The 24,901-nt window shown below is 51.3% G+C and carries 27 protein-coding genes; 6 read left to right on the top strand and 21 right to left on the bottom strand.

Annotated elements, in window-relative coordinates:
- The first annotated feature begins 1 nt into the window (after position 1).
- The 4 genes from purB to roxA all read left to right on the top strand — a co-directional run bounded on the left by purB (position 2) and on the right by roxA (position 4,863).
- Entirely contained in the window at positions 2-1,372 is a 1,371-nt protein-coding gene (gene purB, locus FFT88_RS04555; RefSeq protein WP_135404258.1) for an adenylosuccinate lyase, read from the top strand.
- Positions 1,373-1,534: 162 nt separating this feature from the next.
- Complete coding sequence (gene phoP, locus FFT88_RS04550; protein ID WP_130205589.1) at positions 1,535-2,206, top strand: two-component system response regulator PhoP; 672 nt, start codon at positions 1,535-1,537, stop codon at positions 2,204-2,206.
- A complete protein-coding gene (phoQ, locus tag FFT88_RS04545) occupies positions 2,206-3,666 on the top strand; it encodes a two-component system sensor histidine kinase PhoQ (RefSeq protein WP_135404257.1) in 1,461 nt (486 codons plus the stop codon). The genes phoP and phoQ overlap by 1 nt, the downstream gene beginning before the upstream one ends.
- A gap of 75 nt (positions 3,667-3,741) precedes the next feature.
- Positions 3,742-4,863 carry a [50S ribosomal protein L16]-arginine 3-hydroxylase gene (gene roxA / locus FFT88_RS04540; protein WP_130205585.1) on the top strand — a complete coding sequence of 374 codons (1,122 nt, stop codon included), beginning with the start codon at positions 3,742-3,744 and terminating at the stop codon, positions 4,861-4,863.
- 48 nt (positions 4,864-4,911) lie between these two features.
- Here roxA and pepT read toward each other — a convergent pair whose 3' ends face one another.
- On the bottom strand, positions 4,912-6,138 hold the full coding sequence (gene pepT / locus FFT88_RS04535; protein WP_130205583.1) for a peptidase T: 1,227 nt from the start codon (positions 6,136-6,138) through the stop codon (positions 4,912-4,914).
- A 249-nt stretch (positions 6,139-6,387) separates the two neighbouring features.
- Here pepT and potA point away from each other — a divergent pair, with 249 nt between their 5' ends.
- Both potA and potB read left to right on the top strand, forming a co-directional pair.
- A complete protein-coding gene (gene potA / locus FFT88_RS04530; protein ID WP_130205581.1) occupies positions 6,388-7,524 on the top strand; it encodes a spermidine/putrescine ABC transporter ATP-binding protein PotA in 1,137 nt (378 codons plus the stop codon).
- A complete protein-coding gene (gene potB, locus FFT88_RS04525) occupies positions 7,508-8,371 on the top strand; it encodes a spermidine/putrescine ABC transporter permease PotB (protein WP_135404256.1) in 864 nt (287 codons plus the stop codon). Before potA ends, potB begins: the two co-directional genes overlap by 17 nt.
- A 233-nt stretch (positions 8,372-8,604) precedes the next feature.
- On the opposite strand, the gene FFT88_RS04520 is transcribed toward potB, so the two are convergent.
- The 20 genes from FFT88_RS04520 to FFT88_RS04425 form a co-directional block, all read right to left on the bottom strand.
- Positions 8,605-9,168, bottom strand: coding sequence for a DUF4376 domain-containing protein (locus tag FFT88_RS04520; protein WP_135404466.1), 564 nt, complete (start codon positions 9,166-9,168; stop codon positions 8,605-8,607).
- A complete protein-coding gene (locus tag FFT88_RS04515; protein ID WP_135404255.1) occupies positions 9,168-10,784 on the bottom strand; it encodes a prophage tail fiber N-terminal domain-containing protein in 1,617 nt (538 codons plus the stop codon). Before FFT88_RS04515 ends, FFT88_RS04520 begins: the two co-directional genes overlap by 1 nt.
- Positions 10,785-10,831: 47 nt before the next feature.
- Positions 10,832-11,263, bottom strand: a complete 432-nt coding sequence (locus FFT88_RS04510; RefSeq protein WP_135404254.1) for a tail fiber assembly protein — start codon at positions 11,261-11,263, stop codon at positions 10,832-10,834.
- Positions 11,264-11,265: 2 nt separating this feature from the next.
- Complete coding sequence (locus tag FFT88_RS25520; RefSeq protein ID WP_167851605.1) at positions 11,266-12,387, bottom strand: hypothetical protein; 1,122 nt, start codon at positions 12,385-12,387, stop codon at positions 11,266-11,268.
- The gene (locus FFT88_RS04500; RefSeq protein WP_135404253.1) at positions 12,374-12,964 is read right to left on the bottom strand and encodes a putative phage tail protein; all 591 of its coding nucleotides are present in this window, start codon (positions 12,962-12,964) and stop codon (positions 12,374-12,376) included. Before FFT88_RS04500 ends, FFT88_RS25520 begins: the two co-directional genes overlap by 14 nt.
- Positions 12,964-14,046, bottom strand: coding sequence for a baseplate J/gp47 family protein (locus FFT88_RS04495; RefSeq protein ID WP_135404252.1), 1,083 nt, complete (start codon positions 14,044-14,046; stop codon positions 12,964-12,966). Before FFT88_RS04495 ends, FFT88_RS04500 begins: the two co-directional genes overlap by 1 nt.
- Entirely contained in the window at positions 14,039-14,452 is a 414-nt protein-coding gene (locus FFT88_RS04490) for a phage GP46 family protein (protein ID WP_135404251.1), read from the bottom strand. The genes FFT88_RS04495 and FFT88_RS04490 overlap by 8 nt, the downstream gene beginning before the upstream one ends.
- Positions 14,453-14,457: 5 nt before the next feature.
- Positions 14,458-14,991: a phage baseplate assembly protein V gene (locus FFT88_RS04485; protein WP_135404250.1), complete on the bottom strand. Its 534-nt coding sequence runs from the start codon at positions 14,989-14,991 to the stop codon at positions 14,458-14,460.
- Positions 14,991-16,046: a phage baseplate assembly protein gene (locus tag FFT88_RS04480; protein ID WP_135404249.1), complete on the bottom strand. Its 1,056-nt coding sequence runs from the start codon at positions 16,044-16,046 to the stop codon at positions 14,991-14,993. The genes FFT88_RS04485 and FFT88_RS04480 overlap by 1 nt, the downstream gene beginning before the upstream one ends.
- Positions 16,043-17,434, bottom strand: a complete 1,392-nt coding sequence (locus FFT88_RS04475; RefSeq protein WP_135404248.1) for a DNA circularization N-terminal domain-containing protein — start codon at positions 17,432-17,434, stop codon at positions 16,043-16,045. Before FFT88_RS04475 ends, FFT88_RS04480 begins: the two co-directional genes overlap by 4 nt.
- 15 nt (positions 17,435-17,449) lie before the next feature.
- Entirely contained in the window at positions 17,450-19,399 is a 1,950-nt protein-coding gene (locus FFT88_RS04470) for a phage tail tape measure protein (RefSeq protein ID WP_135404247.1), read from the bottom strand.
- An 84-nt stretch (positions 19,400-19,483) separates the two neighbouring features.
- Entirely contained in the window at positions 19,484-19,813 is a 330-nt protein-coding gene (locus FFT88_RS04465) for a phage tail assembly protein (protein ID WP_135404246.1), read from the bottom strand.
- Positions 19,813-20,169, bottom strand: coding sequence for a phage tail tube protein (locus FFT88_RS04460; protein WP_001062340.1), 357 nt, complete (start codon positions 20,167-20,169; stop codon positions 19,813-19,815). The genes FFT88_RS04465 and FFT88_RS04460 overlap by 1 nt, the downstream gene beginning before the upstream one ends.
- Positions 20,169-21,665: a phage tail sheath subtilisin-like domain-containing protein gene (locus FFT88_RS04455; protein ID WP_135404245.1), complete on the bottom strand. Its 1,497-nt coding sequence runs from the start codon at positions 21,663-21,665 to the stop codon at positions 20,169-20,171. The genes FFT88_RS04460 and FFT88_RS04455 overlap by 1 nt, the downstream gene beginning before the upstream one ends.
- Positions 21,662-21,823 carry a DUF2635 domain-containing protein gene (locus FFT88_RS04450; protein ID WP_047085173.1) on the bottom strand — a complete coding sequence of 54 codons (162 nt, stop codon included), beginning with the start codon at positions 21,821-21,823 and terminating at the stop codon, positions 21,662-21,664. The genes FFT88_RS04455 and FFT88_RS04450 overlap by 4 nt, the downstream gene beginning before the upstream one ends.
- Before the next feature lie 9 nt (positions 21,824-21,832).
- Positions 21,833-22,396, bottom strand: a complete 564-nt coding sequence (locus tag FFT88_RS04445; protein ID WP_053272702.1) for a hypothetical protein — start codon at positions 22,394-22,396, stop codon at positions 21,833-21,835.
- A complete protein-coding gene (locus FFT88_RS04440; RefSeq protein ID WP_001076770.1) occupies positions 22,393-22,917 on the bottom strand; it encodes a hypothetical protein in 525 nt (174 codons plus the stop codon). The genes FFT88_RS04445 and FFT88_RS04440 overlap by 4 nt, the downstream gene beginning before the upstream one ends.
- Complete coding sequence (locus FFT88_RS04435; RefSeq protein WP_000702447.1) at positions 22,883-23,299, bottom strand: phage head closure protein; 417 nt, start codon at positions 23,297-23,299, stop codon at positions 22,883-22,885. The genes FFT88_RS04440 and FFT88_RS04435 overlap by 35 nt, the downstream gene beginning before the upstream one ends.
- Positions 23,296-23,619 (bottom strand): head-tail connector protein, encoded by a 324-nt coding sequence (locus FFT88_RS04430; protein ID WP_000924706.1) that lies wholly within the window; start codon positions 23,617-23,619, stop codon positions 23,296-23,298. Before FFT88_RS04430 ends, FFT88_RS04435 begins: the two co-directional genes overlap by 4 nt.
- A gap of 46 nt (positions 23,620-23,665) precedes the next feature.
- A complete protein-coding gene (locus tag FFT88_RS04425; RefSeq protein ID WP_115431039.1) occupies positions 23,666-24,892 on the bottom strand; it encodes a phage major capsid protein in 1,227 nt (408 codons plus the stop codon).
- Positions 24,893-24,901: the final 9 nt, after the last annotated feature.

The following is a 24,901-nucleotide window of genomic DNA, read 5'->3' as shown; positions in this document are numbered from 1 at the left end:
TATGGAATTATCCTCACTGACCGCCGTTTCCCCTGTCGATGGACGCTACGGCGATAAAGTCAGCGCGCTGCGCGGGATTTTCAGCGAATACGGTTTGCTGAAATTCCGTGTACAAGTTGAAGTACGTTGGCTGCAAAAACTGGCCGCGCACGCAGCGATCAAGGAAGTTCCTGCTTTTGCTGCCGACGCAATCGGTTACCTTGATGCAATCGTCGCTAATTTCAGTGAAGAAGATGCATTGCGAATCAAAACCATCGAGCGTACCACTAACCACGACGTTAAAGCGGTTGAGTATTTCCTGAAAGAAAAAGTGGCGGAGATCCCGGAACTGCACGCGGTTTCTGAATTCATTCACTTTGCCTGTACTTCGGAAGATATCAATAACCTCTCCCACGCGTTGATGCTGAAAACTGCGCGTGATGAAGTGATCCTGCCATACTGGCGTCAACTGATTGACGGCATTAAAGATCTCGCCGTTCAGTATCGCGATATCCCGCTGCTGTCCCGTACCCACGGTCAGCCAGCCACGCCGTCAACCATCGGTAAAGAGATGGCAAACGTCGCCTACCGTATGGAGCGCCAGTACCGCCAGCTTAACCAGGTGGAGATCCTCGGCAAAATCAACGGTGCGGTCGGTAACTATAACGCCCACATCGCCGCTTACCCGGAAGTTGACTGGCATCAGTTCAGCGAAGAGTTCGTCACCTCGCTGGGTATTCAGTGGAACCCGTACACTACCCAAATCGAACCGCACGACTACATCGCCGAGCTGTTTGATTGCGTTGCGCGCTTTAACACCATTCTGATCGACTTTGACCGCGACGTCTGGGGTTATATCGCCCTTAACCACTTCAAACAGAAAACCATTGCTGGTGAGATTGGTTCTTCCACCATGCCGCATAAAGTTAACCCGATCGACTTCGAAAACTCCGAAGGGAACCTGGGGCTTTCCAACGCGGTGTTGCAGCACCTGGCAAGTAAACTGCCTGTTTCCCGCTGGCAGCGTGACCTGACCGACTCCACCGTGCTGCGTAATCTTGGCGTGGGTATCGGTTATGCGCTGATTGCTTACCAGTCCACCCTGAAAGGCGTGAGCAAACTGGAAGTGAACCGTGATCATCTGCTGGATGAACTGGATCACAACTGGGAAGTGTTGGCAGAACCGATCCAGACGGTAATGCGCCGTTACGGGATTGAGAAGCCATACGAGAAGCTGAAAGAGCTGACTCGCGGTAAACGCGTTGACGCCGAAGGCATGAAGCAATTTATCGACGGTCTGGCGCTGCCAGAAGAAGAAAAAGCACGCCTGAAAGCGATGACCCCGGCTAACTATATTGGTCGTGCCATCACTATGGTTGATGAGCTGAAATAAGCCTCGAATCAGTGCCGGATGGTGATACCGTCCGGCCTGTTTATTAAGATAATCCGCTTTTCTATTTACACCTCCCTTCCCCACTGGTTTATTTAATGTTTACCCCCACAACCACATAATCGCGTTACACTATTTTTATAATTAAGACAGGGAGAAATAAAAATGCGCGTACTGGTTGTCGAAGACAATGCGTTGTTACGTCACCATCTTAAAGTTCAGATTCAGGACGCTGGTCATCAGGTCGATGACGCAGAAGATGCCAAAGAAGCCGATTATTATCTCAACGAACATTTACCGGATATTGCGATTGTCGATCTCGGTTTGCCTGACGAAGATGGTTTGTCGCTGATCCGTCGCTGGCGTAGTAATGATGTTTCACTGCCAATTCTGGTTTTAACCGCCCGTGAAAGCTGGCAGGACAAAGTTGAAGTATTAAGCGCCGGTGCTGACGATTACGTGACTAAACCCTTTCATATTGAAGAAGTGATGGCACGAATGCAGGCATTAATGCGGCGTAATAGCGGCCTGGCTTCACAGGTTATTTCGCTGCCGCCGTTTCAGGTTGATCTCTCCCGTCGCGAATTATCCATTAGTGACGAAGTCATCAAACTGACCGCATTTGAATACACCATTATGGAAACCTTGATCCGTAACAACGGCAAAGTGGTCAGTAAAGATTCATTGATGTTACAGCTCTACCCGGATGCCGAACTGCGGGAAAGTCATACCATTGATGTTCTGATGGGCAGGCTGCGCAAAAAAATTCAGGCGCAATACCCGCACGAGGTGATTACCACCGTTCGCGGCCAGGGTTATCTTTTCGAATTGCGCTGATGAAAAAATTACTGCGTGTTTTTTTCCCGCTCTCGCTGCGGGTACGTTTTCTGTTGGCGACGGCCGCGGTAGTACTGGTGCTTTCACTTTCCTACGGTATGGTTGCCCTGATCGGTTATAGCGTTAGTTTCGATAAAACGACGTTTCGTCTGTTACGCGGCGAGAGCAATTTATTCTATACACTGGCGAAATGGGAAAACAATAAGCTACATGTTGAACTGCCGGAAAATATCGACAAGCAAAGTCCCACGATGTCTCTGATTTATGACGAGAACGGCAAACTATTGTGGGCGCAGCGTGACGTTCCCTGGCTGATGAAAATGATCCAGCCTGACTGGCTGAAATCCAATGGTTTTCACGAAATAGAGGCTGACGTGAACGATACCAGCCTGCTACTGAGTAACGATCTCTCTATTCAGCAGCAGTTGCAGGAAGTTCGGGAAGACGACGACGATGCAGAAATGACCCACTCGGTAGCCGTTAATGTCTATCCGGCAACGGCGCGAATGCCAAAACTCACCATTGTGGTGGTCGATACCATTCCCGTAGAGCTTAAAAGTTCCTATACGGTATGGAGCTGGTTTCTCTATGTACTCCTGGCCAACCTGTTGTTAGTGATCCCGTTACTGTGGATCGCCGCCTGGTGGAGCTTACGCCCTATTGAAGCCCTGGCGCGAGAAGTCCGCGAACTGGAAGAACACCACCGTGAACTGCTCAACCCTACAACGACGAGAGAACTGACCAGCCTGGTGGGTAACCTGAACCGACTTTTAAAAAGCGAGCGTGAGCGTTACGACAAATACCGCACTACGCTCACTGACCTGACTCACAGCCTGAAAACGCCTCTGGCGGTGCTACAAAGTACGCTACGTTCTTTGCGAAGTGAAAAGATGAACGTCAGTGAGGCGGAACCGGTGATGCTGGAACAAATTAGCCGTATCTCGCAACAAATTGGTTACTACCTACACCGAGCCAGTATGCGTGGCGGGACATTACTTAGCCGCGAACTACATCCAGTGGCCCCGTTGTTGGACAATCTCACATCGGCACTGAATAAAGTTTATCAGCGTAAAGGCGTCAATATTTCCCTCGATATCTCGCCAGAAATTAGCTTTGTCGGCGAGCAGAACGATTTTGTTGAGGTAATGGGCAATGTACTGGATAACGCCTGTAAGTATTGCCTCGAGTTTGTCGAAATCTCCGCAAGGCAAACTGACAAACATCTCTATATCGTGGTCGAAGATGATGGACCGGGGATCCCGCAAAGCAAGCGTGAGGTGATTTTCGACCGTGGTCAGCGTATTGATACTTTACGCCCCGGGCAAGGCGTGGGGCTGGCGGTCGCTCGTGAAATTACTGAACAGTACGACGGAAGAATCATCGCCGGAGAGAGCATGCTCGGCGGTGCGCGAATGGAGGTGATTTTTGGTCGCCAGCATTCCTTGCCGAAAGATGAATAAATATGTCCTTTGTTCACGCATTACAGTATGCATCCGTTATAATCGGTTGCAGATACCCGCCTATGGACGCTTAATATGGAATACCAACTCACCCTTAATTGGCCCGATTTTCTTGAACGCCACTGGCAGAAACGTCCCGTGGTGTTAAAACGCGGCTTTAATAATTTTATTGATCCTATTTCTCCCGACGAGCTGGCGGGCCTGGCGATGGAAAGTGAAGTCGACAGTCGGCTGGTCAGTCATCAGGATGGCAAATGGCAGGTCAGTCACGGGCCATTCGAAAGCTATGACCATCTGGGCGAAACCAACTGGTCATTGCTGGTCCAGGCGGTTGATCACTGGCATGAACCGGCCGCCGCGCTGATGCGTCCGTTCCGTGAATTACCGGACTGGCGCATTGACGACCTGATGATCTCGTTTTCCGTGCCTGGAGGCGGCGTCGGTCCGCATCTCGATCAGTACGATGTGTTTATTATTCAGGGTACAGGTCGCCGTCGCTGGCGGGTAGGTGAAAAACTGCACATGAGGCAGCACTGCCCTCACCCGGATCTGTTACAGGTTGATCCGTTTGAAGCGATTATTGATGAAGAGCTGGAGCCAGGCGATATTCTTTATATTCCGCCAGGGTTCCCGCACGAAGGCTACGCGCTGGAAAATGCGATGAACTATTCCGTTGGTTTTCGTGCGCCGAATACGCGGGAACTGATCAGCGGATTTGCCGATTACGTGCTGCAACGTGAGCTGGGCGGTAATTACTACAGCGATCCGGATGTCCCACCTCGCGATCATCCGGCAGACGTTCTGCCGCAGGAGATGGATAAACTGCGTGAGATGATGCTTGAGTTGATCAACCAGCCAGAACACTTTAAGCAGTGGTTTGGCGAGTTTATATCCCAGTCACGTCATGAACTGGATATCGCGCCGCCGGAGCCGCCTTATCAGCCAGATGAAATCTACGATGCGCTGAAACAAGGTGATGTGCTGGTGCGCCTGGGTGGTCTGCGCGTATTGCGCATCGGCGACGATGTTTATGCCAATGGTGAGAAAATTGATTCCCCGCACCGTCCGGCGCTGGAGGCACTCGCCAGCAATATTGCACTGACCGCTGAGAATTTTGGCGACGCACTGGAAGATCCGTCATTCCTCGCGATGCTCGCGGCGCTGGTCAATAGCGGGTATTGGTTCTTCGAAGGGTAAATTTGAATTGAAGCCGGATGCGGCATCATATGCCGCATCCAATTTCGCTTACTTCCGTTTCGCCGTTAACTCGGCAATACGCACAATCACTTGCACCGCTTTTTCCATTCCTTCCAGAGTGACAAACTCATGTTTGCCATGATAGTTATAACCGCCGGTAAACAGATTCGGACACGGTAATCCCATAAACGACAACTGCGCACCGTCAGTACCACCACGGATCGGTTTCAGGTCTGGTTCAATATCGCAATCGCGCATCGCCTGCTGGGCAATATCAAGAATATGCGGATGCTCAACGACTTTCTCGCGCATGTTGTAGTAACTGTCTTCAATCACCAGTTCAATGTAGCAATCCGGGTGTAACCCTTTGCCCACCTTCTTGGCAATTTCCATCATTTTACGTTTACGCGCTTCAAACTGTTTACGGTCGAAATCACGGATGATGTAGTGCATATCGGCGCGCTCAACAGTGCCTTTCATGCTTGTCAGGTGATAGAAACCTTCATAACCTTCCGTAGCTTCCGGGCTTTCATCTGCCGGTACTTCCGCATGAATGCGTGCCGCCAGCGACAGCGCATTCACCATCACACCTTTTGCCGTACCTGGGTGAACATTGTTGCCGACGATTTTGATATTCACCGAAGCAGCGTTGAAGTTTTCAAACTCCAGTTCACCTACGCCACCACCATCTACGGTGTAAGCCCAGCGGGCATCAAAGGCTTCAACATCAAAATGTTTCGCCCCTTTACCCACTTCTTCATCTGGCGTAAAGGCAACACGAATATCGCCATGCGGAATATTTTTCTGCTGCAATACCGCCAGCGCGGTCATGATTTCTGCAATACCTGCTTTGTCGTCAGCACCCAACAATGTTTTACCGTCAGTGGTGATCAGCGTCTGTCCCAGCAGTTGATGCAGTACCGGGAACATGACCGGTGACAGGACTTCGTCGCCGACGCCCAACGCAATGTCGCCGCCACGATAGTTTTCAACAATCTGCGGGTTCACATTTTTACCGCTGCAATCCGGTGAGGTATCCACATGAGAAATAAAGCCAATCGCCGGAATATCGCCAGGAACGTTAGCCGGTAGCGTCGCCATCAACGTTCCTTTCTCACTTAAGGTCACATTGATAAGACCCATTTCTTCCAGCTGATCTTTCAGCAGATGCAATAATTTCCACTGGCCTTCCGTGCTGGGAACTTGTCTCACCCCCGCTTTTGATTGGGTATCGAGAGACACGTAGTTCAAAAAACGCTCAAGTAGTTTATCCATGTAGTCACCCTCACTTTTCGTGACAACATTATTAAGAAGCAGGAAAAGACAAATATTGCGTCAGGTCACTTTTACCCCTGCAATCGGGAATATTTATCAACATTACCTTAATGAATATAAAGCTAAGCCAGTAATTCACAACAAGGATTGGCGATCCAAGTAGTTTGCCGTAGAATTACGGCCCTCTTTAAGAGTCACCAAGGTGGTTAACCACAAACCCCGCTTCGGTAAGCCATCCGTTGCGTTTACATGGGACAGAGTAAAAAATTGAATAAACAACCGAGTTCGCTTTCACCGCTGGTGCAATTGGCGGGAATTCGCAAATGCTTTGATGGTAAAGAGGTCATTCCCCAGCTGGATCTGACTATCAACAATGGCGAGTTCCTCACGCTGCTTGGCCCTTCTGGCTGCGGTAAAACAACCGTTCTTCGCCTGATTGCGGGTCTGGAAACTGTTGATTCTGGACGCATCATGCTGGATAACGAGGACATCACCCACGTTCCGGCGGAAAACCGCTATGTGAACACCGTTTTCCAAAGCTACGCGCTATTTCCCCACATGACCGTATTCGAAAATGTGGCCTTTGGTTTGCGTATGCAAAAAACCCCTGCTGCTGAAATTACGCCTCGCGTGATGGAAGCTTTGCGGATGGTGCAACTGGAAAGCTTCGCTCAACGCAAACCTCATCAACTCTCAGGCGGTCAACAGCAACGCGTCGCCATTGCCCGCGCGGTGGTTAACAAGCCTCGCCTGCTGCTGCTTGATGAGTCGCTCTCGGCGCTGGATTACAAACTTCGCAAGCAAATGCAGAACGAGCTGAAAGCGTTACAGCGTAAGCTTGGTATTACCTTCGTCTTTGTCACTCACGATCAGGAAGAAGCGCTCACCATGTCAGACAGGATTGTGGTGATGCGCGAGGGTCGTATTGAGCAAGATGGTACACCGCGCGAAATTTACGAAGAGCCGAAGAATTTATTTGTTGCCGGATTCATTGGCGAGATCAATATGTTCAACGCCACGGTGATCGAGCGACTCGACGAGCAGCGCGTACGGGCTAACGTTGAAGGTCGCGAGTGTAATATCTACGTTAACTTCGCCGTTGAACCGGGGCAAAAACTGCATGTTCTGCTGCGCCCGGAAGACTTACGTGTTGAAGAGATTAACGACGACAACCACGCAGAAGGGCTGATTGGTTACGTTCGCGAGCGTAACTACAAAGGCATGACGCTGGAGTCGGTTGTTGAACTGGAAAATGGCAAGATGGTGATGGTCAGCGAATTCTTCAATGAAGACGATCCTGACTTTGACCACTCTCTCGACCAAAAAATGGCCATTAATTGGGTAGAAAGCTGGGAGGTCGTACTGGCTGATGAAGAACACAAGTAAGTTCCAGAATGTAGTGATTGTCACTATTGTCGGTTGGCTTGTGTTGTTTGTCTTTCTGCCCAACCTGATGATCATTGGCACCAGCTTTTTGACCCGCGACGACGCCAGTTTCGTCAAAATGGTCTTTACGCTGGAAAACTACGCACGTCTGCTCGATCCGCTCTATTTTGAAGTGCTATTGCACTCGCTGAATATGGCGCTGATCGCCACCCTCGCCTGCCTGGTTCTGGGCTATCCGTTTGCCTGGTTTCTGGCGAAGCTGCCGCACAAGGTGCGTCCGCTGCTACTTTTTCTGCTGATTGTTCCCTTCTGGACCAACTCACTGATTCGCATCTACGGGCTGAAAATTTTCCTCAGCACCAAAGGCTATCTCAACGAGTTTTTGCTCTGGCTGGGCGTTATCGACACACCAATTCGTATCATGTTCACGCCCAGTGCGGTGATTATCGGTCTGGTTTACATTCTGCTGCCGTTTATGGTGATGCCGCTGTACTCCAGTATCGAAAAACTGGATAAGCCGTTGCTTGAGGCGGCGCGCGATCTCGGTGCCAGCAAGTTACAGACTTTTATCCGCATCATTATTCCACTGACGATGCCGGGAATTATTGCCGGATGTCTGCTGGTGATGCTGCCAGCGATGGGCCTGTTCTATGTGTCCGACCTGATGGGCGGTGCGAAAAACCTGCTGATCGGTAACGTCATCAAGGTCCAGTTCCTTAATATTCGTGACTGGCCGTTTGGTGCAGCCACCAGCATTACGCTGACTATCGTAATGGGCCTGATGTTGCTGGTTTACTGGCGTGCTTCTCGTTTGCTGAATAAGAAGGTGAGCGAATTAGATGATTAATCCTTTATATTCAATGAAATAAGTGCACTTTTTAATATCTTTATTGTTTAAAGCAACGATGTTGTGGATTTCATCAGAATCAATCAGTTGCGTTCTAGTTTTGGAGAATGTTTTTTTGGGCTTTTGTTAAAACTTGTTATGCATAGCCTCAATTAATAACCATTGCCCCGCCGCCTCTCCCCGACAATTCCAATAGTCGGGGAGAGCTTCGAACGCCAGTTGCAGCTAATCTATTAGCAAACACCAAATGCTCGAATAGAACTCAAATCATCCAGGTTATTCAGTTCTTCCTTCATCTCCCGCTGGCGTTGATAAATCTCATCGTTGCGATCGACCTGTGCCTGCGCCATTGCTGTCGCCAGTTCTTCCAGTTCCGGCATTGACAGTTTCACCTGTTGATTATCAGCGTCGCCCCACGCAAGGGCGGTTCGTGCTGTATCAGATTTCGCAGCCATTACCACCGGATAGAGACGGGCCAGTGAGTCGGGGTCAGCATTCCATGTGTGACCGTTCCATTCGAACGTGAACGGCTGCGCCTCCTGTTCTGTGCGCCATGCCTCAATTTCTCGTTTTTTGGCATCCTTTGCCGCTGCGATAAGTTCAGGTGTAATGGTGAACGGGGCGATTTCGCCCCATTTGCCACTTTGTAGTTCCTGCCAGATGTGCTGGCCTGTCTCTGCTGTATCTTCTGCCGTGGCTGTGTAGGGGATGGGGTCATCCATCCCTTCAAAAAGCACCTCGCAGTCAATCGCACCGGATTCGGTGTAGCGGGGATTTGTGATTTCTTTCACTTGCATCATGCAATCCTCATGAATAGCGCCACAAAAGCCTGGTCGCTGTATGTTGTGGGTGCTCCAGACAGTGAAATATAGGTTCCGGGGAGTGATTTGCTCTTGCAGCCGGTAATATAGAATCGCGGTGTTGCCGCATACGTACCAGACGGGGTGAACGGGCACTCTATCGCCACAGGTGCAAGTCGTGAGCCGGGGTAAGTCTGACCACGGGATACTTTAATATTTGTGTCGCCGTCAGCGGTTCCCTGGTATGACGCCAGAATTAAACCTCCCAGTTCCGGGTCTCGCCACTCCCTGTTATAATTATTGTAAATATACGAATACAACATCTGCCGGACATCCAGCAGTGATGCGAGTTTACGCCAGCTTATTTTCGAGTTGCTCTGAGCAATACGTCTGCCGATGTGCAAGTATCCGTCATCATCGTAAAAAGCCAGTATCTTCAGAACCTTCGAAGCATCGTTATATCCGCTGCCATTAAGCCACAGCAAATCAACAATCCCCCACCTGTCTCCTTCAGGTGCGAGGTATTCTTTATCACTGGCGCTGACGTAATAACGACCAGGTTTCGCCCACTGTGACCACCACGACGCCGTATAGCCCTCATTAAAATTTATTCGCCCCTGGCTTTGGTCTTCAAATGTGTAGCCAAATCCGTAAGCCCCGGCGAGTGGCAGATGCACCCTTTGTTCATACTCAGTTCTGGATGGCCATGTATAAGGGGTGGTAATTACCTGTTTATTTTTCACCCCGGAAATCTGTAAATTCCATTGGGCCTGAGCCAGTGCTGACGGGCCAGCATCAACAATTTCCTGAAAGTTGTTTTTTATCTTGAGATAGCCGCCATCCAGAATTTCGTCAATTTCGCCTTTGGCGTTCTCTGCTGATTCTGCGGCGGTCGCTGCATCCTGCGCATATTGTTTGGTCTGCTGCTCGTGTTGCTCAGCTTTCTGCGCGTGTTTTTGTGCGTTCTGTTCGCTCAGTGCCGCATTGTCAGCACTGTTTTTCGAATCTGTGGCATTGTCAGCAGAATCCTTTGCTGCCTGCTCCGCCTTTTTTACCGCATCAGTAACGCTCTGCACGCCCTGCTGCACCTGCCCGGCGTTCAGCCCAACTTCTGATGCCAGCTGTTCAACTTGCTGTTTGCTGGCTGCTACAGCTTCTGCATTCTTCTGTACGTTATCCGCCAGCGTCTGGCAATCACCCTTAATCTTCTGCGCATCAGCTGCGTGTTGCCCGGCCTGTCGTTCGCTTTCCGCTGCCGCTTCCGTGCTCTGCTGCGCCTGCGTCACCAGTGCTTCGAACCGCTTAACAACATCTGGCTTCAGGTCGCCTTCATCGAGAGCAGTCAGAAAGTCGTTCAGCGTGCCGGGCCGCGAGTCATCGTATACAGCAATGTCGCCAACACAGTGCTCGTCTCGCCAGTCCTGTCTCAGATAAACGCAGTATTTTCCGACCTGCGCCTCGAACGAATATTCACCGTTATTTCCGGTCACCACATCAGCCTTAGTGCACATCACTACTTCTGAGGTGTTTACCCGGGATTTCAAAATAATGTGGTACCCGGACATGGGGATGCCTGCGCCATCAATCAGCGCACCATTGATTAATACAGACATAGAGCCTCTGAACTGAAAACGGTCTCCTGGAAGCGACCGTTATTGTTTTACATGACTGGTTTTTCCGTCCACGGAATTAAATCAAAGGATGGCTCATCACTGACCTTGCTTAAATCCAGTGCCTTCAGTGATTTGATATATGCCATCCATTGTGTCAGACGGGCTTTATCTACATCGCTGATGATTCCCAGCTCTAGCTCGGTTTTCCAGTCGGAGATGACGTCCTTTGCTTCAGCCAGCAGACATTGGCGTTGCATTTCTGCTTTCTGCTGCCAGTTAATTACGGGTTCTTTTAATACCGGATATCCGTCTTCATCTGACAGAATAATAAGCCCGGAGGCCTGACCATCCAGCAAATTCAGATAATCGGCATCAGCAATTTCTTTTAAATCATCCGGCCACGCTCCAGCGTTTTCATAATCGCCCTGAAGGTCAGAATTATAAAAACCGTTTGTTGATGGACTGAAATAAATCGCCATTATTAATATCCCACCGCTGTCCAATACATATGCCCGTTGTTTTCGCTGTAAAACGTTGCACCTGTATTTGACAGCGAGTTCAACGCAATACTGTAATTTGCACGTGTGTGTGCGTTAGTTATGGTAATGCTGGCGCATGCTGACGGAAACGCTATCGGAAAAGTCAGGCCGGATGAGGCGTTTGACAGATACCCCCATTGCATAATGACGCCCGTGGCCTCATCCTTAAACCAGCCATTTGCTGCTTTTGATGCGGTGTTTCTTATCTGCTGATAACGAGCATCGAAATTGCTGTAGTCTGTCGGAACCACTTGTCCACCAACATTTAATCCATGCCCCATAGTTATGCGACCAGTTCTGAGGTCAATCGAAAATGGTCGTAGCGGCCCAATATCACCATTTTCCCCTTCGTTTTCTCGTGTGGGAATGATATGCAGGCTGTCTTCAGAACGGCGAAAAATGGCGCCAAAAGATGAATTAAATATCCTCAGTGCATTGAGTGTAGATATTTTTACTTCACTACTGAAAAGGGCTTTAACAAGAACATACAGCGCATCCCACTTGAGATTCATCAGGTCCGTGGTTGTAGTTCCATACTTACTCCGCCACTTGAAATATTCGTTTCCATTATCTCCCGCTTCAAACCACAGATATGAATCGGTGTCTGAATCCGAATCATTTTTAAACCCAATCTTTGCCCAATCTGTATTTCGAATCCACGCAAGTATTGCGTCATTTTCAAACGTCAAATCACCACTCATGGTGTCACCATCGCGCTGAACGGCATTTTTTGCCTTTTCGACCGTGGGTTTTAATCCGAGGTTTTCAACAGCCTTATTCTTGTTTTTCACATCCGAAAGATTATTTTTGATCAGCAATGCCTCTTCGTTAATTGCACCGCCCACCAGTAATAATATGGCTTTATAGAGCTGATCGTGTTCTTCTTTATTCAGTTCTATCCCTGCCTTCTCAATGACACCACAGATTTCCTCCTGAATGGCATCCCACATGGCACTGTTCAGCCAGGTGGCAAGACGTCCTGTGCGAAGATTTCCGTCAGTAAATCCGTTCTTGCCCGGACCAAACTTATCTTTTACCGCTGTCAGCGTATCAATCCTGTGCATCTTCATCCTCATCTGGATAGGAAAATAAAACGACGGTATGCGACGGACATAATTTATTAATCACGCACTCCGCAACCGTATCGCCCCACGTCCGGATCGGTGTGTTGCAGGCATCCGTGCATGTCTGCCACTGAGCACCGGCATCCACCGGCAACGTCACGCGCCAGAAATAACGCCAGCGATCTCCCCATTCCGGATCGGGGCTTGCATCCAGGTGCTGGAATTGTTCGATCTTCACGTCGGTATATCCCAGTGCCTCAAGCTGATCCAGGAAGAACTGCTCATTTATGCCACCAGCCACATTAGCTTTTGCTTCCAGCCGTTGCTGGCGCTGGCGTAATGTCTGAGTCCCGACAGGGGAGCAGGAATCAGGTAAACCATACAATTCTTCATAACGCTCAATCAGCTCTGTTGACTGACCGGGATCGATTTCAATCACCAGTTCATCAGCCCGCTGATGTACACGCACAAGCGACGGCGCCAGACCGTCAAGTACACCGTCGGTATCTGACCATGCAGGTCCCGGCGGCATCAGGCCATACAACAATTTTGTATAATCATCCTGTAACGAATCCATTATTTACTCCTTACCGGGTCATAAGCCTGCCATGTGATCTCCCCGAGTACCGGAAGTTCGGTTTCCCCAAGATCAATATCCGATGAAGGGGCGATTAACCGGTGGGCCACCTCGCCTGCAGATAAACTGATGGCCTCGCTGATTCTGGACAGATACATGCGCCCTTCCGGTACACCATCCCGGAACATCAGCGCATTCAGTTCTGCTTTTATTGCAGTCCTGATCTGCGGTGTGTCTTTCGATAACGCAATCGTCATCGGGATGACTTTCTCTGTTGCACCGAATACATACAATCCGCTTCCGGCAACAGGTGCCAGGGGAAGAATATGCTCCCTGACTGCGTTAATGACGCTTTCATCCGGGGCCGGATGTTCCGGATCGTTCGTCGCCACCATCACCCCAACCGTTCCAATACCTTTCCAGTGCCTGAAGGTCCATGCACGATTAATACCCTGAACTTCTTTCGCCCAGATAACATAATCTGGATCTGCGCCTCCCTGTGGAATGTAGTAATAACGTTCCATAACGCGGGCACGCCATATTTCCAGATTTTCAATATCTTCACCGTCTGTAATGGTGTCTGCGTACCCTGTGGACGGCAGACCACTGACGGGGGTCCCCAGTTGCATGGCAATACCGTCATCTGTATTCCCCGCCAAACCCGGTTCGTCTGCCACAACAGGCACCCGGAGAAGACCATCGACTGCGGTCACCGTCGCCGTCGTGGTGAAGGTCACCTGATCGTCACGCTGGATCTGCGTTCCCGCTGGCAATACCGGTGTCCCTTCAACGCCATCCCAGCGCACAAATCCCCGGGCTGCCACGGCATCTTTTCGCGGGCAGCGTTTGATTCTGGCGTGCCGGTACAGCCAGTCTTCATCACACATGTCCGGCAACAGATTTCTGGCAAGATAATCGATATACCCGTACAACGTGTGCACGGCTGCGGCCTGCACACGGGCATACACTTCCGCATCCATACGACGAAGCAGCGTATCCTGTTCAAAGCGGGTTAATAAATCGCTCCGGATCATAGAAATAAGTTGCGGGAGGCCGGGGCGATAAAACTGACTGTCAGCCATTCAGTTCACTCCAGATATCATCAAAAATAATGTTGTGAATATTGCCGTCACGCTGGTAAATGGTAATGGCAAGTGCCAGCGAGTCTGTCCCGGTCCGGACGGCGTTAATATCAAGACGGGCGGCGACCCCATCTTCCACCATCCACGCCAGCGCCTCACGGGCATAATCTCTGGCAAGCTGCGGGGTTTTATTTGTCAGCTTGCTGCGTCGCAACAGATACAGACGTGACCCCGTGCGATCATTCTGAACCGCAGGCCAGGTATCCCCCCACCAGCCAAATATCTGCGGTGCATCATCATCCCGCCCGGCACGCCGCCAGGTAAAAAGCGAAATAATCACAGCACGCGTCAGAAGGTCGATCGAAGCCCCGGTCGACACGTGTCGCCCGTTAACATTAATCATCATGATTTTCAGCCCATCGGTTGATCCGGCGCGTCAGTGATCCCGCCACCATCACCATTTTCGGTGTGTTTGTGGGCATTGTAGGTCTGCCGCATTTGCTGCATGCTGAGTCCGCCACTGTCGCAATTGTCAGTAATATCGGCGGTGGATTCGACAGGCATTTCAAAGCGTGCTTTAGGCGCGTTTTTAAAAATAATAGGCTTCCCGCCCCCGTTCACCACAATACCGGAACGGGTCAGGATAACCGACTGCCCCTGATCGTCATAAAGCGCCACTTCCCCACGTTTCAGTCCTTTCAACCGGTAACGCCTGTCAGCCACGACCACAACTACGCCATGAGAACGATCGCCCGCCGGGAATAAAGCAACGCCCTCAGCACCGTTCTGTGCGGCAGATGTAAAACCATAAGGTTCAAGATGCTCAACGTGTTGTTTCTGATCTCCGGCTATCATTTTCAACCCTACAGACTGACACTTTCTGGCGGAATCCACCGCCGTGATGACAGCCCGGGAAATCAGATTGCGAAGAGAAAAGCCGTTCATCAGAAATCCTCCTCAACATTTTTTTTCTTTCTGGTGGTAACAGGCTCGGGGAGATAAGCATCTGCCGGGCCAACCCGTAATTCAGTCGTTGTGCCCCGGTCGTCATGGTTATAGGTAACTTCTGCGATCACCAGTTCATCATTATCAAAATTATTCAGCGGATCGAAAACGATGACAGATAATCCCGGACGCCATAACGCGCCATTGCCCTGTCGCCAGCCCTGAACCGTATATGTTGTCTCACGGGTAAGCGCAGCCCGTTGGCGCGCTTCAAATTCACAACGGGCCTTACAGGTTGCTGTCGTTGCTGTACCTGACTGCTGAATCAACAAAGGGCGATAACGGGTCACGCCACTGTCCTGAATGGTCTGACGTATTGCGGCAATGGTGGCCTCACCAAAATCATCGTCGTTGCCCGGGCGCTGCCCACTGACCTGATATTCAGAAAACCGCTCTCTGATGCTTCTTTCCGTGTCACAGGAAAGAATATTCTCTCCCAGCACCAGTGCTGTCGCCGCTTTGCCTGCTCCGGGTTTCCCCAGGACCAGTCGCCCGCATTCATCGTCATAAGCCAGGGTCTGAACCTGCCCCAGCAACCGGTTAAGACAATCAGCAACGGTTTCGCCGTGTTCCGGCTGGGCATCAATCACCGCTGTCTGCGGCACGCCAGCATCAACAACGGTGATGCCAAATGGTGCAGCCAGTTCACTGACTATTCTGAGCAGGTTTTTTCCGCTCTGCTGGAGTGGCAAAGCAGAACAGTCAACCAGATCGGCTGTTTTGCTTCGCCCGACAATCCCCATGCTGACACTGCTGGCGTCATAACGAAGCGGTAGCGCCTCCACATATCCGTTAAGCACGGGATCATCACCAATAAGCACTTCAACCAGGTCACCATTTTTTATCCGGGGTTGATAATCCCGGCTGCCGGGCCAGCGGGTGGTGATGGCAACATTAAAATCCCGGGCAATACGGTTAATGCCCGCACTGATACGGACGGATGTCCAGCCGCCCCATTCGCGACCGGAAACCCGAAGTAAAACGGTATTATTCATCTGACGGGTACCCTTAATGCCCTGACCGGAACAAAGCCCGGATGGGAGATGGCATTTCGATCCAGGATATCAGTTTCACGGGACGCATCGTCGTACCATGACGCAGCCAGAACAAGCGCAGGCAGAACTTCCGCTGGTGTTCGCTCTGCGGTTTCCTCCGTCTGAACCAGTCGCGCCTGAATATCCCGGTTCAGTTCTGTACGTAATGACGTCAGCTGAAAAAACAGCCTGTCATCCGCCGTGCGCCTGAGCTCCTGCTCAATCGCCGCGTTCAGCGATTCGCGTATGATGGTGAGATTTTCCCGCGTGGGTGGTTGTGCTGTCTCATTCTGCTCTGTACTGGCAGCCACACTATCAAGTGCCGGATGTGAAACATGAATAATATCAGACTGACGCTCAGCAGAGCCGCCAACAGCCACAACTGCCTGCTGATTTTTCACCAGACTTCCGGGTTGCGGCAGCGCAGTGACCGCCCTTGCAGCCTCGCTGATTGCCGTCGTCCGGATGACTGCAGCCACCAGATTTGTCTGCTGTTTTTGCCTGACAACCGATGCGGAATCTGTGGGCCACACCGCACGCGGTGCCAATCCTGGATCCAGCGTAATACCGGACATTGTTGTTATGGACTGCACCAGATCCTGTGTGTTATCCGCCAGTCTGGTTCCTGCCCGCCAGGTATCCTGCAACATATGCACAAAATCACTGGCAACCGACGGCGGCATCAGAATGACGGATAAATCGCCCTGCATCAGCCTCATTCCGGCAGAAACAGCCGAATTAACCATTTTGAAAGCTGTCTGAACGGTTCCCAGCATATCGGTTGCCCGGGCAATAACATCGTTCTGAATAAAGTCCGGTATTCCCGCGAGATCAAAATCGCCGAACATGTCTTCAATCAGTTCATCCAGGAAGCCGGACGACTCTTCCAGTTTTCTGGCGGTTGCGGCTCCGGCGACCGGAAATGACAGTTCCCCGCTTTCAACAAACTGAAATGAAACCCGGCACATACGGCCTTCAGTGTTGGAGTGAGAAACGGTCACCTGTCCGTCAATACAGCCCTGCATTTCACCGAACTGCGGATGGATCAGCGTCCCCGGCCCGGCGGTTTCAATCGCTGTAATCAGCCGATCGCGCTGCTCTGCGTAATCATCACCAACGAGATACGCATTAATCGTCAGCCGTCGCGTGGCACGCCCGAGATCCTCCGTGTACGGTTTATCACGGTTTGGGTATTCATGGACCTGAACGCGGCGTCCGAACGAACCCTCGTCGCTTTCCACCGAAAACGGAACGCCACGAAATGACGCGTCGTAAAGATTATCGCGCCAGGTCGTTCCGGAAGATGAAGAAAACAAAGAGGGCAAAGAAGGTAAGGAAGGGAAATCCATTCTGATACCTCATTATTAACGCCTGAAAGGTGAATACCCAACGTCATGGGTGATTTTCATAAAGGGATCGCCTGTTTTCGGCAAATCGATGACACGCATTCCCGGCGGCGCGTTGTCAAACGTCACCTTAAGTTCGCTGCGGGTTGCCGGTGACGATGAAAGGCTTAACAGTTGATTCCTTTCCAGTGATACATTTGGGGTGTAGCGTTTATCTGGAGATAAATACCCATCACCACGTGGCATCTGCCATCCGGTCATGTCATAGACAAAATCATGGAACTGTTTGCCCCACTCGTCGAACTTATCATTCAGACCAAATCCACTGTTCAGTGCATCAGCCACAAAATTTTTAACAAGCCAGGGATGTTCTTTTTCAAACTCCTGCGCCATCATGCCGAGCTCAAGCAATCCCCCAATGAGGCTGATCTTTCCGAGGCCCTTTAATTTCAGGGATGTTTTACCTGCCGCCGCTGTCCATTGATTCTGAGCGGCTATTGCTGCACGAATGCTTGCCACCGCCTTCACACCAATATACAGGGCAGAAACAGTTGCAATTGTTTTTACAGCCTGTTCCCATCCCCCCATCGCCCTGACAACCTGATCAACTTCCCGCCAGACCTTTTTCACAATCGGTCCGACAGTATCCCAGTTATCAATAATGAGATACGCGCCTGCCACCAGTAACGTAATGAGCCCCTTTGCCGGCGTCATATTCATCACACCACTAAGGATTTTTCCCATCCGCGACAGCGAGCCAATGGCAACACCAAATGTCAGCAGTGCCAGCCCCGTTTTAGCAATGGTTTTTACGACCTCAGGATTTTCTCTGACAAACGTGCGCACTTCTTCCAGAAAAGGTTTCATCTCTTTTATGCCTTCATTGAGTGAAGGCAGGAAGGTTTCCCCCAGCGTGGAAGAAATCGCTTTTGTCTGGTTTTGCAGCAGCAACAACTGGTTTTCCGTCGTCGCGGCACGGGCGGCATATTCTTTCTGCATTGAGCCGCCATACTGCTGCGCATCCGCCACACGATTAAAATTGGTTCGCAACAAATCCAGATTCGTGAGCAACGGCGCGATGGCTCCCAGAGATTCCTTCCCGAACAGCGCATTCAGCACTGCAGCCTGTTTTTCTTTCGGCACTTTCGCCAGAGAATCCAGTACGTGCAGCATGGCCCCACGGGCGTCTTTCTGCATATCCGCCGCCAGTTTTTTCGGGTCAATGCGCAACAGGCGAAGCGCTTTTTTCTGCGATTTGGTGGCAGAATTCCCCGCTGTCAGCGACAGCATAAAATTCTTTATCCCCGTCGCCGCAATTTCTGATTCCACCCCCATTCCGGCAATAGTTGCTCCCATTGCGGCAATTTCTCCGGAGGCCACACCCGCAACACCGCCTAAAGGGCCAATACGGGTCACGATATCAGAAATCTTTTTCGCACTTGCAGGACCGGTATTACCAAGATAGTTAATCTTGTCCGCAAGTCCTGCCACCTCTCCCTGTGTCAGTTTAAAGGCAGTGCGCCACTGTGCCATCATCTGACCGGATTCTTCCGCCGTGGTGTCAAAGGCCACCCCCATCTTCACGGCGTCGTCAGTAAACTGCATCAGCTCGTCACGGGCTATGCCAGCCTGACCACCCGCCGCCACGATTTCGGCGATACCTTCCGCCGACATGGGCAGTTCTGTTGACAGGTCGCGCACCTGTTCCGTCATTGCCTTAAACGCTTCCGGCGTATCCAGACCATCCACCACTTTCCGGACATCCGCCATTTTGGATTCAAGGGCAATGGCAGATTTGACCGGGAGCGCCAGCGCCCCCAGTACTGCGGTTCCGGCACCCGCTGCGCCCAGAGACAGGCTGGCAAACTCCTTTTTAAAGCCTTTCAGCTGGCGCTGCATCCCCTTCAGCGGTGCCGATACCTTATCCACGGCAGTGATGATCGCCTTCAGCTGAAAACTGTCAGCCATGCTTCATCTCCTCGTTAATGCGGACGGCCTCGGCTTCCAGTTCTGTAAACTGCGAAATAGCCACCCGTCGCAGCTCCAGTGGATTCAGTTTCCAGAACCAGGCAACATTGTAGAGTCGTTTCCGGAGGTGCTTCCCGTCTCCGACTGGGTAAAAAAACGCAGGATCTGCATGCTGGTCTTAAAAATATCCAGTTTTGCCATCTGCGCCGCCGATGAACGCGGGATCCCCGCCAGCAGCGGGATATATTTCAGTGCCACCTGGCTGTCCAGTTTAATACTGCCCTCACCGGAAATAATGAAAGGAAAACCCAGCGCCTCGATTTCGTCATACGTGGGTTCACGCAACTCCAGCACATACAGCGTTTCGTTATGCGCTGTCACCGGTTTTTTTAAAACAATTTCTGTCACGCTCATTACTGATATCCTCCCTCTTCGCCGTGGAATTCAAGATCTGCCGTGCCTTCTTCGGCATTATGGTTAGCCTCTCCGTGCAGCCATGCCGCCGAAAGCACATACACCATGCCGTTTGCCAGCTCAGCGGTAATCGTCATCTGGTCTGAGGTGGTAATTTTGTCGACCGGAAAATTTTTGGGCACTTTAAACGTGCCCTTAACGTAAGGTGACCGCCAGGTCTCCTTGTAATCCACATCCCCTGCCATGCCGACGACATCATCCCGGACATTGGTGTTCATCGGCACTTCAATGCCACCTGTCAGCGATAACTGCTGACCATCCACTTTAAAAAAACAGGTTCCGGCGATCTTTGCCATTATGCTGACTCCTCTGAATACTGGAGACGGAACTGGTTAACCACCGCAAAGACACGTAACTGGTTAACATAATCCGGCGGGAACAGCGTGTTCAGTCGGTTCGGGTTATCCGCATCACGCTCAACTATCAGATACTGTTTAAACAGATCGTAATTTTCCACAATACCGGCACGCTCCATCTGACGATATGTCGCCAGAAGCTCCCCTTTGATAACGGCAGGAGTAACAATCGCCTGCCCCGGACCAAAACGGGTACCATCATTTGCCAGCTTGTGGCGTCCGTACTTGCCTGTGATGACCGATTTCAGTTTGCGAAGAACGTATGCGCTGGTATGCAGTGTTTCACTGTCCAGATAGCTGTTATCTGCCACGCCATATGCATTCTTTTTGTAGGTGGTTACGGAACGCTGGATCCGCAACGTGCCGCCTTCCACATAAGCCGTCGCCACGCCGTGAGATAAAAGGGTCTGCTGCTCTGTCATGATGAATCGCTTACCTTTCGGTGCCGGAAGCATCCCCACCAGTTCCCCCGTCTGTGTCGGACGGGCCGGGTCATTGCGGATAAATACCGCTTCACGGGCAAGGCGACTGGCAACCAGTTCATCGACAGGCGACTGGGTTTCTTTTTCGTAACCGGCAAGCGTGATATGTTGCTGATTATGCATATCTCCGGCATCAACCAGCTCTGACAGCGTTCCCAGTTTTGCGGTATAGACATGCCCGTATAACTGGCGCGCATAACTCCAGCGACCGCTGCTGTCATTCATTTCGGTCATCATCATATTGATGGAGGCGGCATCGTTGAACGGCAGACCGATAAAGTCGAATGCCTCATCGCCCATAGCAGCAACAGCGGCAGTAAGATCAGGCGCGCCACTACCCGCAGTTCCGGCTTCCGTCACAACCTGAAGCCCCGCAGGCAGAATCTCACCACCACCAGAACCATAATAATTCAGGCAGACAGGCAACTCGTTACCATACAGCCCCTTATGGCGGGCAGTCAGTGTCACCACACCTGCATCAGATGACGCCGCAAACGGCAGGGTGATAACCCCATTTACCGCTTCCTTAATCGCGGCGGCAACCGCAGTGGCATCATCGCCATTCACCACAGGCACCTGTACACGGGAGCGCCCGAGATACAGACTCAGGGTGCCGCTTTCCTCTGCTTCTCCGGTAACTGTCACCCTGACCGTCGCCGCCGCCCCTTTGGCTTCCGGTACTGCAATAACATACAGTTCACCGAAAGGATCTGTCTGACGGTAGACGTCAACCATACGCGCCAGCTGGCTCCCGGCCCCACAAATCTGGCGGGCATAATCTGCCGACGGCATCAGCACCAGGCTGTTAACCTCAATGGCGGCATCGTTGCTGGCATGCCCGATCAATAATGCAGGCGCGCTGGTCACTGCTGTATTTGCCGCAGAATTGTCCATCTCGGCGTAAAACAACGGCACCAGCGTATCCGACGGAACAGCACTAAAACTTATTGTCATGATTCTTTAGCCTTATCCTGTTTAACACGTACCACATCACCCGCCGCTATACGGCGAAGCCAGTAGCTGCTTTCTTCCACATTTCGCCCGTCAGAAGGCAAAAGGTCTCCACGGGCAGGGTCAGGAACTGACCGCCCTTTCAGGGGTTTCACAAACATGAGGGACTCTTATTTCTGAGGGAAACGCATTTCCAGATGGTGCTCAATGTCACCATCCGGGCCAGTACCAGGATCGATGTAATCCACATCAATACTCAGCAGGGATAAATCCGGCAGGGCATTCACGTCCTCTGCCTGTCGCGTGTCTTCTTCCGCGATTTCATACTTCGCCGTAAAATCAAACTGGTAATACAGTTCGTAACGGTTCAGATCCAGCAGGGTGCCACCGGCATAAACAATCTCGCCCCCCTGCGGATCCGGCATCCATCCAAGCAGGGCTTTCCAGAGTTCTCTCCGGACATCATGAACGGCGTCATAGGCTGCCCACTGCCCTTTTTCATCACGCTCATTGCTGAGCACAACAATAACGGAGAAGCCTTCTGTCAAATCCTGCCAGTAATCGGTCTGTGATTTTTGTTCCCCCGGCGCATCGTCAGAGGGGACAACATAGGCAGCAGGCAGTCGCAGTTTTCCGGCATCAGGGATCGCCTTAAACTGCGCCGCGCCACCAACGCGATTCTCAAAACGCGGGCATCGCTCACGCAGCGCCGCAATTATCGTTGTCAACTTCATTTATGCTTCCTTTTTACCGGACGTAACGAACGCTGCAGCTCACGGGACAACAGTTCCTGCGTCCAGTGACGCCGCCGCTCAATAACGTCAGCCATAAAGTTATTACGCGGGGCCAGTCGGAAAGCCGAAGAATGGTGCTTCTTCTGCCGCTTATCCTTTTTATCCATTCCATAAGCTGAATGGCGAACGCCGTAATACAGAAATGCCGGATAATAGGGTGCGCCTTCAGGGAAACGGCGATTCCCCTGCCCGTTTTTCTGGTTAGGAGAAATTTTCACCATCAGTCCGGGGCGACGCGTCGTTTTTTTGGGAACGTAATAACCGATGGAGCGGGCCAGACGCCCGGTCTGATATCCCGGGTTCTCTCCCGGACCGGATCGTCCGCGTTTAATCACCAGACGTCTTGCGTCGCGCATATAGACGCGCCCGATCTGCACAAATGCCCGACGCAGACGGGCGCGATTAAACTCCAGCTCCTTTGGTTGTTTAAAGTCGACGTGTAAAAATGCTGTCTGATTCATGGCATTCACCCCGTCGTCGCGCTGTACGCAGTTCTTCACATTCCAGCAATAAAAAACGCCGCTGACCGTTCAGGTCGCGTATTCGCCGGATCCGGTACTCCTGACCGTAATAAACCACCTCATGATCTGCCGTGATGTCGTGACGGAAACGGATCGTAAAATAATGCGTAACGATATTTTCTGTCTGCACTGAGCCCTGATAAGCGGCAGCGCCTGGCTGAGCCACCTTTGCCCAGACATCAAACGACTCCGTATATGTCGGCTCCGTACCAAAATCAGCGGTGGGTTCATCCACCCGAAGGCGGATCTTTATTCGGCGATTCAGCTCTCCGGGATCCGGTAAAAGGTAAGTGGCACTGGTCTGACTTTGCCTGATTTTCATAGCGGGACAATCCTGTAAGGGCCAGCAAGCCATCTGAAACTCATTGGCGTTTCCAGCTTCTCCACATCGGTGATCGTTGAGCGATTTTCATAAAAATGACTGACCAGCATCAGCATTGCCAGACGAACATCATCAGTCAGATGCATCCCGTCAGGATCGTCTTCCGGAATCGTCTCTTCCGGTGCATACAACTTCCTGTTCAGGTATGTCTCTGTTCTTTTCTGTACCGCCTGTGCCAGCAGTTTCAGAAAATCGCCGTCACTGTACAAACCATCATCGAGCCGGAGATGAGATTTAATCTCCTCTTCTTTCAGGAGCATATTTTCCTCCTGTGCCCGCCATTACGCGGGCACAAAAAAAACCGCATTACGCAGCGGCTTTCTGGCGGGTTGCAGCCCCAATTTTCATCAGCTTAATCGCCTGAGAATCCACCAGCATACCGCCGGTTCGCTTGGTGGTATAAAAACCCACAAACGGTTTATTGGTGTACGGATCGCGCAGGATACGGGTACCGATGCGATCAACGATGGTATAGCCACGTTTGAAGTTACCAAACGCAATGGCTTTTGCATCGGCAGCAATATCCGGCATCTGTTCATTCTCAACGATGCCATACCCTGCCAGAGAAGAAGGCTGACCCAGCTCAATACCCGGACGCCACAGATAATTTCCGTCGTTATCCTTCAGCAGACGAATGGCAAACAGGCTGCTGTTGTTCATCATGAACTTCGCGCCGCTGCGGTGCGCCTTACGCAGGGTGTAAATCAGTTTAATGATCGCATCAGCGGTCACGCCAGAAGCCGCGCCGGAAGCAATGTGCTGAAGTTTGCCAAACGCACGGGTCTTGTCATCTTCATCGGTGGACTCATAAGCCAGAAAACCTTTTGGTTTTTTGCTGCCGTCGCCACTGGTAAAGGCAATTTCTTCCTGTTCGGCAAATTCCAGCGCCAGCTCACTGTTGATCCAGTCTTCCACATTGAAGAAAGCATCATCGAGCATTTTCTGGGTAGCCTGCGGGTTGCCGTAGATTTCCCCCATAAAGGGTTCAATCAGCCCCAGTTTTGAGGTGGCGGTTTCCGGACGTGCATCCGTTTCCCCCACCCATCCGGACGTTGTGCCGCCCAGATTCACCAGTTTTTTATAATCCGAGCCACCGAGGGTGATCACAGTGGCTTCCTGGCGCATCACCACCTCATCTTTCAGCAGCGTCAGAATGGTGCGATCCAGTTCTTCCGGAATGGCATAACCACCATCTTCATCATTACCTACCTGAAGCGCCTTACGCTCAAGCTCACGCAGCCCGTCTTCACGCCCCTTGCGCATAAATCCGATAAACGCTTCTTTATGTTCACCGGCAACTTTATTTTGCGTGCCGCCTGCCGGACGCTTGACTTCAGCCAGTTCAGCTTCAAGATCGCTTTTCAGATTTTCCAGTTCAGCCAGTTTTCCGTTGAGGGTTTCCACTTCACCAGCAAGTTTTCCCTTTTCCTGCTCGATCGCGTCGATACGTTTGTCGTTTTTTTCCTTAAAATCGTCAAACTTCCGCTGCAACTCCTGCGCGACCTGTTCCACATCTTTAACATCAGCCATTATTTTTCTCCT

The sequence above is a fragment of the Escherichia sp. E4930 genome, assembly GCF_005845405.1.
Taxonomy (GTDB): Bacteria; Pseudomonadota; Gammaproteobacteria; order Enterobacterales; family Enterobacteriaceae; genus Escherichia.
This window is presented reverse-complemented; position numbering and strand designations above follow the sequence as displayed.